This window comes from Pseudomonas sp. FDAARGOS_761 (assembly GCF_013343155.1).
GTDB classification, from domain to species: Bacteria; Pseudomonadota; Gammaproteobacteria; order Pseudomonadales; family Pseudomonadaceae; genus Pseudomonas; species Pseudomonas aeruginosa.
This window is the reverse complement of record NZ_CP054572.1, coordinates 2,412,452-2,425,807: the sequence shown is the minus strand read 5'-3', so window position 1 is coordinate 2,425,807 and position 13,356 is coordinate 2,412,452. Positions and strand designations below refer to the sequence as shown.

At 69.0% G+C, this 13,356-nt stretch carries 9 protein-coding genes; 7 read left to right on the top strand and 2 right to left on the bottom strand.

Annotated elements, in window-relative coordinates:
- Positions 1–5 precede the first annotated feature (5 nt).
- From glgX to FOC67_RS11365, 7 genes are all read left to right on the top strand, one after another.
- On the top strand, positions 6–2,156 hold the full coding sequence (gene glgX, locus FOC67_RS11395; RefSeq protein ID WP_003132147.1) for a glycogen debranching protein GlgX: 2,151 nt from the start codon (positions 6–8) through the stop codon (positions 2,154–2,156).
- 99 nt (positions 2,157–2,255) lie between these two features.
- Complete coding sequence (locus FOC67_RS11390; protein ID WP_003088942.1) at positions 2,256–2,672, top strand: CBS domain-containing protein; 417 nt, start codon at positions 2,256–2,258, stop codon at positions 2,670–2,672.
- Between the two features lie 66 nt (positions 2,673–2,738).
- On the top strand, positions 2,739–3,986 hold the full coding sequence (locus tag FOC67_RS11385; protein ID WP_003088939.1) for a zinc-dependent alcohol dehydrogenase: 1,248 nt from the start codon (positions 2,739–2,741) through the stop codon (positions 3,984–3,986).
- 3 nt (positions 3,987–3,989) lie between these two features.
- Entirely contained in the window at positions 3,990–4,928 is a 939-nt protein-coding gene (locus FOC67_RS11380) for a DUF72 domain-containing protein (protein WP_003132148.1), read from the top strand.
- A complete protein-coding gene (locus FOC67_RS11375; protein ID WP_003113649.1) occupies positions 4,925–5,662 on the top strand; it encodes an endonuclease/exonuclease/phosphatase family protein in 738 nt (245 codons plus the stop codon). Before FOC67_RS11380 ends, FOC67_RS11375 begins: the two co-directional genes overlap by 4 nt.
- The gene (gene clsB, locus FOC67_RS11370) at positions 5,659–6,864 is read left to right on the top strand and encodes a cardiolipin synthase ClsB (protein WP_003132149.1); all 1,206 of its coding nucleotides are present in this window, start codon (positions 5,659–5,661) and stop codon (positions 6,862–6,864) included. Before FOC67_RS11375 ends, clsB begins: the two co-directional genes overlap by 4 nt.
- On the top strand, positions 6,861–7,856 hold the full coding sequence (locus tag FOC67_RS11365) for a lysylphosphatidylglycerol synthase domain-containing protein (RefSeq protein WP_003132150.1): 996 nt from the start codon (positions 6,861–6,863) through the stop codon (positions 7,854–7,856). Before clsB ends, FOC67_RS11365 begins: the two co-directional genes overlap by 4 nt.
- Before the next feature lies 1 nt (position 7,857).
- On the opposite strand, the gene glgB is transcribed toward FOC67_RS11365, so the two are convergent.
- Together glgB and treS are read right to left on the bottom strand one after the other, a co-directional pair.
- On the bottom strand, positions 7,858–10,056 hold the full coding sequence (gene glgB / locus FOC67_RS11360) for a 1,4-alpha-glucan branching protein GlgB (protein WP_034054069.1): 2,199 nt from the start codon (positions 10,054–10,056) through the stop codon (positions 7,858–7,860).
- A complete protein-coding gene (treS, locus tag FOC67_RS11355; protein ID WP_174707726.1) occupies positions 10,053–13,355 on the bottom strand; it encodes a maltose alpha-D-glucosyltransferase in 3,303 nt (1,100 codons plus the stop codon). Before treS ends, glgB begins: the two co-directional genes overlap by 4 nt.
- Between the last annotated feature and the right edge of the window lies 1 nt (position 13,356).

The window sequence follows — 13,356 nt, the reverse complement described above, 5'->3', positions numbered from 1 at the left end:
AGTGCATGAGCAGAAAGCGTAGCCCCGCCCCTTCGCGGATCAGCGAAGGGCACCCCTTCCCCCTTGGCGCCACCTGGGACGGCCTCGGCGTCAATTTCGCGCTGTTCTCGGCCCACGCGACCAAGGTCGAGCTGTGCCTGTTCGACGCGCGCGGGGAAAAGGAGATCGAGCGCATCGAATTGCCCGAGTACACCGACGAGATCTGGCACGGCTACCTGCCCGACGCCCACCCGGGGCAGATCTACGGCTACCGGGTGCACGGTCCCTACGAGCCGGATGCCGGCCACCGCTTCAATCCCAACAAATTGCTCCTCGATCCCTACGCCAAGCAGTTGGTCGGCCGCCTGCGCTGGTCCGAGGCGTTGTTCGGCTACACCATCGGCTCGGCCGACGCCGACCTCAGCTTCGACGAGCGCGACAGCGCGCCCTTCGTGCCCAAGTCGAAGGTCATCGATCCGGCCTTCACCTGGGCCGAGCGCCCGCCGGTACGCGTCCCCTGGGACCGCACGGTGATCTACGAAGCCCACCTGCGCGGGCTCAGCATGCGCCATCCGCAGGTCCCGGAGGCGGTTCGCGGGACCTTCGCCGGGCTGATGAACGCCGACCTGCTGGCGCACATCCGCCGGCTCGGGGTGACCAGCGTCGAGCTGCTGCCGATCCACGGCTTCGTCGACGACAAGCACCTGCTGGAAAACGGCATGAGCAACTACTGGGGCTACAACAGCATCGCCTTCTTCGCCCCGCACCCGGCCTACCTCGCCAGCGGCCAGGTCAACGAGTTCAAGGAGATGGTCGCGCACCTCCACGACGCCGGGCTGGAGCTGATCCTCGACGTGGTCTACAACCACACCGCGGAAGGCAACGAGCTGGGTCCGACCCTGTGCATGCGTGGCATCGACAACGCCTCGTACTACCGCCTGATGCCCGACCAGCGCCGCTACTACATCAACGATTCCGGCACCGGCAACACCCTCGACCTCAGCCACCCCTGCGTGTTGCAGATGGTCACCGACTCGCTGCGCTACTGGGCCACAGAGATGCGCGTGGACGGCTTCCGCTTCGACCTGGCGACCATCCTCGGCCGCCATCCGGACGGTTTCGACGAGCGCCACGGCTTCCTCGTCGCCTGCCGCCAGGACCCGGTGCTGAGCAAGTGCAAGCTGATCGCCGAACCCTGGGATTGCGGCCCCGGCGGCTACCAGGTAGGCGGCTTCCCGCCCGGCTGGGCGGAATGGAACGACCGTTTCCGCGATTGCGTGCGCGCCTACTGGCGCGGCGACGACGGCATGCTGCCGGAACTGGCGCGACGCCTAACCGCCTCCGGCGATCTCTACGACCAGCGTGGACGGCGGCCCTACGCGTCGGTGAACTTCGTCACCGCCCACGACGGTTTCACCCTGCGCGACGTGGTTTCCTACGATCACAAGCACAACGAGGCCAACGGCGAGAACAACGCCGACGGCAGCGACCACAACCTGTCCTGGAACCACGGCTGCGAGGGCCCCACCGACGACCCGGAGATCCGCGCCCTGCGCCTGCGCCAGATGCGCAACCTGCTGTCCACCCTGCTGCTGTCCCAGGGCACCCCGATGCTGGTCGCCGGCGACGAGTTCAGCCGCACCCAGCAGGGCAACAACAATGTCTATTGCCAGGACAACGAACTGGGCTGGATCGACTGGCGGCTGGACGACGAGGGCCGTTCGCTGCTGGCCTTCACCCAGCGCCTGCTGGCCCTGCGCCAACGCTATCCGATCCTGCGCAGGGGGCGCTTCCTGGTCGGCGAGTACAACGAGGCGCTGGGGGTCAAGGACGTCACCTGGCTGGCGCCCGGCGGCGAGGAGATGACCGAGGAACACTGGCACGACGAGCACGCCCGCTGTCTCGGCGTGCTCCTCGATGGCCGCGCGCAACCCACCGGGATCCTGCGCAGCGGTGAGGATGCCACCCTGCTGCTGATCCTCAATGCCTACCACGACGCGGTGTCCTTCCGTCTTCCCGAGGTGGCCGAAGGCAGCGGCTGGTCCTGCCTGCTGGATACCCAGCGGCCGGAGGACCCGCTCGGCGAACGCTACCCGTTCGCCAGCGAGTTCCTGGTCGGCGGCCGCAGTTTCCTGCTGTTCGAGCTACAACCGCCGGGCGCCGGAGCGGAAGGATGAACGGCGGGGAAAAAAGCTGAACCGCCCCCGGCACCTCCAGTCGGAACCTGTAGGTGCCGCACGCGGCGCCCGCACATCCACCCTACACAGGAGGACAGCATGAAGATCAGCGACATCATGACCCGCAACGTCCAGGTCGCCGACCCGCAGCAGAGCATCCGCGAGGCGGCCGCCACCATGGCGAGGATCGACAGCGGCGCCCTGCTGGTCGGCGAAGGCGACCGCCTGGTCGGGATGATCACCGATCGCGACATCGCCATCCGCGCGGTGGCCGGCGGCCTGTCCGGGGATACCCCGCTGGGCCGCATCATGAGCGGCGACATCCACTATTGCTTCGAAGACGAAGACGTCCAGCACGTGGCCCGCAACATGGCCGACATCCAGATGCGCCGCCTGCCGGTGCTCAACCGCGAGAAGCGGCTGGTCGGCGTGGTATCCCTGGGCAACATCGCCAGCTGCCGCGACCAGGCCTCCAGCGCCACCGTCCTGCAGGGCGTCGCCCAGGCCCACTACTGAGCCTTTCTTCCACCCGGCCCGCCTTTGCCGTTCCGGCCGAGGCCGGGCCCCAACCGGGAGAACGCCATGAAAGCCGTGGTATTCCATGACATCGGCGACATCCGCCTGGAAGACGTGGCGGAGCCGCGCCTGCAGGAACCCACCGACGCCATCGTGCGGCTGACCGCCTCGGCGATCTGCGGCACCGACCTGCACTTCGTCCGTGGCAGCGTCGGCGGCATGCGTCCGGGAACCATCCTCGGCCATGAGGGCGTGGGCATCGTCGAGGCGCTCGGCGACGAAGTGCGCAACCTGCAGGTCGGCGACCGGGTGGTGATTCCCTCAACCATCGCCTGCGGCAATTGCGTGTATTGCCGAGCCGGCTACTACGCCCAGTGCGACGTCGCCAACCCCGGCGGCAGCCAGGCCGGCACCGCGTTCTTCGGCGGTCCCCGGGCCAACGGCGGCTTCCATGGGCTGCAAGCCGAGAAAGCGCGGATTCCCTATGCCAACATCGGCCTGATCCGCCTGCCCAGCAGCATCAGCGACGACCAGGCGATACTCCTGTCGGACATCTTCCCCACCGGTTACTTCGGCGCCGAACTGGCCGGTATCGCCCCCGGCAACACCGTCGCCGTGTTCGGCTGCGGTCCGGTCGGCCAGTTCGCCATCGCCAGCGCGTTGCTCCTCGGCGCCGCCCGGGTGTTCGCCATCGACCGCCACCCGGACCGCCTGCACATGGCCCGCCAGCAAGGCGCCGAAGTGATCGACTTCGAGCGCGAGGATCCGGTCCAGGCCCTGCGCTGGCTGACCGCCGGGATCGGCGTGGACCGCGCCATCGACGCCGTCGGCGTGGACGCCGAGCACAGCCATGGCACCGCCACCCCGGCGCCGCGCCAGGAGGGCACCAGCTGGAGTCCCGGCAACGCCCCCGCACAGGCCCTGGAGTGGGCGGTGCAGGGCCTGGCCAAGGCCGGCACCCTGTCGATCATCGGCGTCTACGCCGAAGACTCGCGGCAGTTTCCCATCGGCCTGGCGATGAACCGCAACCTGACCATCCGCATGGGCAACTGCCACCACCGCAAGTACATTCCGCTGCTGCTCGAACATGTGCTCAGCGGACGCATCGACCCGGCGAAGATCCTCACCCAGGTGAAGCCGATCGGCGACGCCATCGAGGCCTTCGAAGCCTTCGACCGCCGCGAGACCGGCTGGATCAAGGTCGAACTGGTGCCGCAGAAGCGCCAGGTCGAGGGCAGCGAGGAACGCCTCGACGAACGCGCGGTGGACGAACTGGCGCGCCGGCCGACGCCGGAAAGCGGCGCCCGGGGGTGATGCATGAGCGCACCGGCACGCCTGCGCATCGGCATTTCCGGCTGGCGCTACGCCCCCTGGAGAGGTGACTTCTATCCCGAGGGGCTGCGCCAGAAGGACGAACTGCGCTTCGCCTCGCGGGCGGTGAACAGCATCGAGATCAACGGCACCTTCTACGCCCTGCAGACGCCCGAGCGCTTCCGCGGCTGGGCCGAGGACACCCCCGAGGACTTCGTTTTCAGCGTCAAGGCCCCGCGTTACATCACCCACGTGCGGCGCCTGCGCGAGATCGACGAGCCGCTGGCGAACTTCTTCGCCTCCGGCCCCCTCGCCCTGCGCCAGCGCCTCGGCCCGTTCCTCTGGCAGTTCCCGCCGAGCATGCGCTTCGACCGCGAGCTGTTCGCCGATTTCCTCGCCCGCCTGCCGCGCGACGGCGCCGCCGCGCAGAAGCTCGCCCGGCACAGCGCCGCGCGCCTGCACCGCGAGGGCTACCTCGACGGCGATCCGGCGCAGCGCCTGCGGCATGCCGTGGAAATCCGCCATGAGAGCTTCGTCGACCCGACGTTCATCGAGCTGCTGCGCGAATACCGGGTGGCCCTGGTGGTGGCCGATACCGCCGGCAAGTGGCCGCTGCTCGGCGACGTCTGCGCCGACTTCCTCTACCTGCGCCTGCATGGCGACAAGGAGCTGTACCGCAGCGGCTACTCGGAAGCGGCCCTGGGCCAGTGGCAGGCACGGATCCACGCCTGGGCCGGCGGCGGCCAGGCCGACGACCTGCGCCGGGCCAGCCAGGACGCACCGGCGAAGGCGACGGCGCGCGACCTGTACTGCTACTTCGACAACGACGTCAAGGTGCGCGCACCTTACGACGCCCGGCGCCTCCTGCAGCTGCTGGAACTCGACGGCAGCCTGCGCACGGTGCCCGGACAGTTGCCCGATGACCTGCGGGAGAGTGCCGCATGATCCTGCCGCGCCTGCAGGTGCTGACGGTGAACACCCACAAGGGTTTCAACCCGTTCAATCGGCGCTTCATCCTGCCGGAGTTGCGCGAAGCGGTGCGCAGCGTCGGTGCCGACCTGGTGTTCCTCCAGGAGGTCCTCGGCTCCCATAGCCTGCACGCCGCGCGCCTGCCGTCCTGGCCGCCGGCGCCGCAATACGAGTATCTGGCCGACAGCATGTGGCCGCAGTTCGCCTACGGGCGCAACGCGGTGTATCCCGAAGGCCACCATGGCAATGCCGTGCTCTCCAAGCATCCGATCCTCGCCCACCGCAACCTCGACGTCTCGGTGGCGGGCAACGAGGAACGCGGCCTGTTGCATGCGGTGATCGACATCGGCCGTCCGCTGCACGCGGTCTGCGTGCACCTGGGATTGCGCGAGGCGCAGCGCCAGCGCCAGTTGCAACTGCTCTGCGAGCTGGTGGCGGGCCTGCCGGAGCGCGAGCCGGTGGTGGTCGCCGGCGACTTCAACGACTGGCGCCAGCGCGCCGACCGCCTGCTCGCCGGTTGCGGCCTGCGCGAAGTCTTCGTCGGCGCCCAGGGCCGGCCGGCGCGCAGCTTCCCGGCGCGCTGGCCGGTGCTGCCGCTGGACCGCATCTACCTGCGCAATGCCCGCGGGCGCCAGCCGCGCATCCTCTCGCGGCGGCCCTGGTCGCACCTGTCCGACCACCTGCCGCTGGCGGTGGAGGTGGAGCCATGAACTTCCCCTGGCGCGACGGCAACCGCGTAGAACTGCTGATCAACGGCGAAGAGTACTTTCCGCGCCTGTTCCAGTGCATCGCCGAGGCGCGCCGGGAGATCCTCCTGGAAACCTTCATCATCTTCGAGGACGAGGTCGGCCGGCAGTTGCAGGAAGCCCTCAGCGCCGCCGCCGAGCGCGGTGTCGAGGTACAGGTCACGGTGGACGGCTACGGCACCGCCTCGCTCAGCCCGGACTACCTGGCCAGGCTGACCGCCGCCGGGGTTCGCGTGCACCTGTTCGACCCGCGCCCGCGCCTGCTCGGCATGCGTACCAACCTGTTTCGCCGGTTGCACCGCAAGCTGGTGGTGATCGATCGCCAGCAGGCCTTCGTCGGCGGCATCAACTACGGCGAGGACCACCTGGTGCGTCGCGGCAACATGGCCAAGCAGGACTACGCGGTGCGCGTCGAGGGTCCGGTGGTGCGCGATATCCGCCAGGCCTGCCTGGCGTTGCTCGAACCGGACGCCGACTACCCGCCGTTGCGGCCGTCGGGCGCCGGGCAGCCGGCGCGGGTGCGCCTGGTGATCCGCGACAACGACCAGTCCAGCGACGACATCGAGCGCGAGTACCTGCAGGCGATCCGCCAGGCGCGGCGGCGCCTGCTGATCGCCAACGCCTATTTCTTCCCCGGCTACCGCCTGCTTCGCGAGCTGCGCGATGCGGCGCGCCGCGGCGTGCGCGTCGACCTGGTACTACAGGGCATGCCGGACATGCCGCTGGTGCGCCTGTGCAGCCGGCTGCTCTACGACTACCTGCTGCGCGAGGGCGTGCGTATCCACGAATACTGCCAGCGTCCGCTGCACGGCAAGGTCGCGGTGATCGACGACGACTGGTCGACCATCGGTTCGAGCAATCTCGATCCCCTCAGCCTGTCGCTGAACCTGGAGGCCAACCTGGTGATCCACGACGTCGCCTTCAACGGCCAGCTCTACCAGCACCTGCGCGAGCTGGCGCGCCGCCACTGCCGGCGCATCAGCCGCCGCCACGCCAGGCGCGGCTACTGGTGGCGGGCGCCGCTGATCTTCCTCGGCTTCCACTTTTCCCGGCATTTCCCGGCCATCGCCGGTTGGGTACCCGCCCATCTGCCGCGCCTGAAATCGCTGGAGCCGCGTCCGTCGCGGCGCTGGCAGGAACGCCAGGGCCAGCGGGGCAACCCATGAACGGCGGCGGTCACGCAACTGCCTCGGCGGCGCCACGCCGCGCTCACTGGCGCTGGCTGCGCAGGCTGCTGACCCTGGCGTTCTTCGTGCTGGTCCCGGTGCTGCTGTTCCTGCTGGTGAAGAATCTCGACTGGCAGGAAGTCCGCCACGCCCTCGGCGAGTATCGCCCCGCGACCCTGTTCCTCGGACTGCTGCTGGCGGCCGCCGGCTATACGGTGTTCAGCAGTTTCGACCTGCTCAGCCGCTACTACATCGGCCACTCGCTGCCCAAGCGGCGGGTCTTCACCGTGGCCTTCGTGTGCAATGCGTTCAACCTCAACCTGAGTTCCTGGGTCGGCGCCGTGGCGCTGCGCTATCGCCTGTACAGCCGGCTCGGCCTGGGCATCGCCGACATCACCCGGATCCTCACCTTCAGCCTGGTGACCAATTGGTTCGGCTACCTGCTGCTCGCCGGCATCCTGTTCAGCTGCGGCCTGCCGGCCTTGCCGCCGGGCTGGAAGCTCGGCAGCGACGGCCTGCGCCTGATCGGCGCCCTGCTCCTGGCGCTGGCCGCCGGCTACCTGCTGGCCTGCCGTTTCGCCCGACGCCGCGCCTGGGGCTGGCGCGAGCATCGGCTGACCCTGCCCTCCTGGCGGCTGGCGGCCCTGCAAGGCCTGCTCGGAGCGAGCAACTGGTCGCTGATGGCGCTGCTGCTGTACAGCCTGCTGCCGCACGGCGTGGATTACCCGAGCGTCCTGGCGATCCTCCTGATCAGCAGCATCGCCGGGGTCATCACCCATATCCCGGCGGGGCTCGGGGTGCTCGAAGCGGTGTTCATCGCCCTGCTCCAGGGGCGCCTGTCCCAGGGCGTGCTGCTGGCCGCGTTGATCGGCTACCGGGTGCTGTATTTCCTCCTACCCCTGGCGCTGGCCTGCGTGGTCTACCTGCTGTTGGAGCGCCGGGCGATCCGCCTGCGCCGCAAACAGCGCCGCCTGCGCCAGGGCCAGGCCTGAATCAGCCGGCCGGACGCAGCAGCAGCGTACCCAGCGGCGGCAGGTCGAGCAGCAGCGACTGCGCCTGGCCATGGGCGCCGCACGACTCGCTGGAGACGCGGCCCTGGCTGCCTGAGCCGGAACCGGCGAACGCCTGGGCGTCGCTATTGAGCAGCACGTCCCAGTCGCCGCCTTGCGCTACGCCGATCCGATAGCCCTGGCGCGGCACCGGGGTGAAATTGTGTACCGCCAGCAGCGATGGCTCGCCGGCCGCGTGGCGCAGCCAGGCGTAGACACTGTTCGCCTGGTCGTCGCCGATCAGCCATTCGAAGCCGAGCGCCTCGCCGTCGCGCGCATGCAGTGCGGGGAGTTCGCGGTACAGCCGGTTGAGGGCCGCCACCAGGTCCTGTACGCCCTGATGCTCCGGATAGCGCAGCAGGTACCAGTCCAGTTCGCCGTCGTGGTTCCACTCGCGCCACTGGCCGAACTCGCAGCCCATGAACAGCAGCTTCTTGCCCGGGTGCGACCACATGAAGCTCAGGTACAGGCGCAGGTTGGCGAACTTCTGCCAGCGGTCGCCGGGCATCTTGTCCAGTAGCGAGTGCTTGCCATGTACCACCTCGTCGTGGGAGATCGGCAGGATGAAATGCTCGGAGAAGGCGTAGAGCAGGCCGAAGGTCAACTGGTGGTGGTGATAGCGCCGGTGCAGCGGGTCTTCGCCGATGTACGCCAGGCTGTCGTGCATCCAGCCCATGTTCCACTTATGGCTGAAGCCCAGGCCGCCCTCCGCCACCGGACGGCTGACGCCGGGCCAGGCGGTGGATTCCTCGGCGATCACCAGCGCGCCGGGGGTTTCGCTGGCGACCACCTGGTTGAGGTGATGGAGGAAGTCGATGGCCTCCAGGTTCTCCCGGCCGCCATGGCGGTTCGGCAGCCATTCGCCTTCCTTGCGCGAATAGTCGCGATAGAGCATCGAGGCCACCGCATCCACCCGCAGGCCGTCGACGTGGTAGGTGCGCAGCCAGTGCAGCGCCGAGGCCAGCATGAAGCCGTGCACCTCGCTGCGGCCAAGGTTGTAGATGTAGGTATCCCAGTCCTGGTGGAAGCCTTCGAAGGGATGTTCGTACTCGTACAGCGCCGTGCCGTCGAAACGGCCCAGGCCGTGGGCGTCGGTGGGAAAATGCGCCGGCACCCAGTCGAGGATCACGCCGATGCCGGCCTGGTGGCAGGCGTCGACGAACGCGGCGAAGTCCTCCGGCGTGCCGTAGCGCGCGGTGGGGGCGAACAACCCGAGCGGCTGGTAGCCCCAGGAGCCGCCGAAGGGATGTTCCATCACCGGCATCAGCTCGATATGGGTGAAGCCGAGCTGGCGCACGTAGGGAATCAGCTCCTCCGCCAGTTCCGACCAGTGCGGCGGCCGGCCGTCGCGGTGGCGCCAGGAGCCGGCGTGGACTTCATAGATCGACAGCGGTGCCGCATAGCCCTGGCGCTCCGCGCGCCGGGCCAGCCAGTCCTGGTCGCGCCACTCGTGGCGCAACGCCGCGCAGGTCTTCGAAGCGGTTCCGGGCGGCGTCTCGCAGGCCAGCGCCAGGGGGTCGGCCTTCAGCGGCAGGAGGCCGTCGTGGCCCTGCAACTCGTACTTGTACAGTTCGCCCTCGCCGAGGCGCGGGACGAACAGTTCCCAGACGCCGGATGGATAGCGTCGTCGCATCGGGTGACGGCGCCCGTCCCAGCCGTTGAAATCGCCGACCACCGAGACGCGCACGGCGTTCGGCGCCCAGACCGCGAAGCGCACGCCCTCCACGCCTTCGTGACGGGTCAGTTGCGCGCCCAGGCAGGAGGCCAGTTGGCGGTGGTTGCCTTCGGCGAACAGGTAAAGGTCGAGTTCGCCGAGCAACGGCCCGAAGGCATAGGGGTCTTCGCTTTCCTGCACGCCGTCCGGCCAGTGCACGCGCAGGCGGTAGCGCGGCGGCAGGGGCTCCAGGTGGCGCTGGAACAAGCCGCTGCCGGGGTCGCTCTGCTCCAGTTCGGCGAGCGTCGCGCCGTCTTCGTCGAGCAGCTCGACGCGCTGCGCGCCGGGCAGGTAGGCGCGCAGCACGCCGCCTTCGCCGCCGGGGTCGCGCTGCGGGCCGAGGAAGGCGAATGGATCGCCCTGCAGGCCGCGCTGCAGCTTGTCCAGCTCCAGTTGCCAGCGTTCGCGTTCGGACATCGGTTCGCTCATCGGTTCTTGCCCTTCAGGAGGTGTTCGGTGAGTTCGGCCAGACCGGCGAGAGGCACTTCCAGCCAGTCGGGGCGGTAGTCGGCTTCGTAGAGCAGTTCGTAGGCGGCCTTTTCCAGGCAGGCCAGGGCCAGCGCCGCGCCCTCGCCTTCGCGGCCGTGCCAGGCGTGCGCGAGGCCCGCTGCGGCGGCGCGGTAGCCGACCAGGAAGGCGTCGCGGGCTTCGCTGCGATAGCGCATGGCGACCTTGCGCCGGGCGCTGTCGGCCTGTTCCGAGCTATCGGTGCTCTGCGCGTTGCGCAGGACCATCGCCGCCGCGTAGTCGAACGAGCGCAGCATGCCGCCGACGTCCTTCATCGGACTGTGGCGCTGGCGGCGCTCTTCCAGGCTGCGCGCCGGCTCGCCCTCGAAGTCGATGAAGCGTGCGTCGCCCTGGACCATCAGCACCTGGCCCAGGTGCAGGTCGCCGTGAACCCTGATCAGCAGCCCGCCGGCTGCCTGCCGGGCCAGCAGCGGCAGGCGTTCGAGCAGCGCCGGCAGGCGTTCCAGCAGGCGCCGCGCCTGTTCCGCCGCCTCGCCCTGCAACGGCCGTGGCGGCTCGCTCAGGCGTTTGCCGGCTTCGCGCAACTGTTCGGCGATGCGCAGCGCCCAGGCCTGGACGCTGGCTTCGTCGCTCTCGCGGCTGCCGAAGGCCGGATCGTCCGACTCGCCGGCCAGTACGCTGTGCATCTCGCCGAGCCGGGCGCCGAGGTTGGCGGCGAAGCCGCGCAGTTCGGCGAGGCTGTCGTATTGCCCTTCGAGCGCCTCGCTGGCCGCGGATATCTCGTCGCGCACGGCTCGCTCCAGGTTGTCCAGGGTCCAGTTCCAGGCGTCGCCCTGGTTGTTCAGGTAGCCCTGCAGGATCATCAGCGTGTGCGGCTCGCCATCCGCGCCGACCCGCCGTACCTCGCCGAGCAACGGGGCGATGCCGGGGTAGCCGTGGCGGGTCAGGTAGCCGCCGACCTCGATTTCCGGGTGCAGCCCCGGAAGGATCTTGCGCAGCACCTTGAGGACCATGCGCTCGCCGAAGCGGATCGAGCTGTTGGACTGCTCCACCGAGAACGGCAGGACGTCTTCGTCGGCGATGTCGTCCATTTCCGCCAGTCCCGCCGCCGGGATGAACTGGAACTCGCCGTCGCCGTGGGCGATCACCGCCTCGGCGCGGAGTTGCGCGAGGACCTTGCGGGCGAACAGCGGCAGGCTGGCGGCGTCGGTCAGCAGGCCGACCTTGCGCCCGCGCCGCAGGCGCGCCAGGGCCAGCAACTGAGGCAGGCTGTCGCCGCGCTGGTCGGCGTCGAGGAAGCCCAACGGCAACTGGTAGCGCAGCCCGTCGATCTCCACTTCGCACAACGCACAGCGCGGCTCCGCCTCGTCCAGCGGAACGATGTAGCAGAGCCGTGGCTGGCCTTTCTCGCCGGCGAACCAGCGGCGCTTCGGCAGGTAGGCCGGCAGTGTCTCGCCTTCCAGGATGTTCCGCGATGCGCCCTGCAGCAGCTCGCCGAGGCGCTGCTTGACCACCAGGGTCGGCAGTTCCGGCAGGCGCTCGTCGGCGGCCACGTGCCAGCTCGGCATCTGCGTCGCGTCGGCCAGGTAGAACCAGTAGAAGCCGTAGGGCGGCAGGGTCAGCAGGTAGGTCAGCTCGCCGATCGGCGGGAACGACATGCCGCCGATCATCTCCACCGGCACCTTGCCGGCATGGCTGGCGAGGTCCAGTTCCACCGCCTGGGCCGCGCGCGACAGGTTGGCCACGCAGAGGATGCTGTCCTGCCGTTCGCCCTCGGCGTATTCGCGCAGGTAGGCGAGGATCCGTCGGTTGCTCGGCGCGAGCATCTTCAGGCTGCCGCGGCCGAAGGCCTTCTGCTGGCTGCGCACGGCGAGCAGGCGGCGCATCCAGTTGAGCAGCGAATGCGGGTCGCGCGCCTGCGCCTCGACGTTGATCGTCTGGTAGCCGTACAGCGGGTCGAGGATCGGCGGCAGCACCAGCTTCGCCGGGTCGGCGCGGGAGAAGCCGCCGTTGCGGTCCACCGACCACTGCATCGGCGTGCGCACGCCGTCGCGGTCGCCGAGGTAGATGTTGTCGCCCATGCCGATCTCGTCGCCGTAGTACAGGGTCGGCGTGCCCGGCATCGACAACAGCAGGCTGTGCAGCAGCTCGATGCGCCGCCGGTCACGCTCCACCAGCGGCGCCAGGCGCCGGCGGATGCCCAGGTTGAGGCGCGCGCGGCGGTCGGCGGCATAGTGGTTCCAGAGATAGTCGCGCTCGTCGTCGGTGACCATCTCCAGGGTCAGCTCGTCGTGGTTGCGCAGGAAGATCGCCCATTGGCAATTGGCCGGGATGTCCGGGGTCTGGCGCAGGATGTCGGTGATCGGATAGCGATCCTCCTGGGCGATGGCCATGTACATGCGCGGCATCAGCGGGAAGTGGAAGGCCATGTGGCATTCGTCGCCCTCGCCGCCATCCTCGCCGCCGAAGTACGGCCGGGTGTCTTCCGGCCACTGGTTGGCCTCGGCCAGCAGCATGCGGTCGGGATAGTGCGCGTCCAGCTCGGCGCGGATGCGCTTGAGCACCTGGTGGGTCTCCGGCAGGTTCTCGCTGCTGGTGCCGTCGCGTTCGATCAGGTAGGGAATCGCGTCCAGGCGCAGGCCGTCGACGCCCATGTCCAGCCAGTAGCGCATCACCCCGAGCACCTCGCGCAGGACCTGCGGGTTGTCGAAGTTCAGGTCCGGCTGGTGGGAATAGAAGCGGTGCCAGTAGTACTGTTGGGCGACCGGGTCCCAGGTCCAGTTGGACTGCTCGGTGTCGATGAAGATGATCCGCGTACCCTGGTATTTCTCGTCGCTGTCCGACCAGACGTAGTAGTCGCGGGCGCGCGACCCCTTCTTCGCGTGGCGGGCGCGGATGAACCAGGGATGCTGGTCGGAGGTGTGGTTGATCACCAGCTCGGTGATCACCCGCAGGCCGCGTCGATGGGCCTCGGCGATGAACCGGCGGGCGTCGGCGAGGCTGCCGTAGTCGCTGTGCACGCCACGGTACTGGGCGATGTCGTAGCCGTCGTCGCGGCGTGGCGACGGGTAGAACGGCAGCAGCCAGAGAGTGTTCACGCCGAGGTCGGCGATGTAGTCGAGCTTCTCGATCAGCCCGGCGAAGTCGCCGATGCCATCGTTGTTGGCGTCGTAGAAGGATTTCACGTGGACCTGGTAGATCACCGCGTCCTTGTACCATTGCGGGTCGTTGAGAAAGACCGGTTTCTCGCGTCTGGCCATG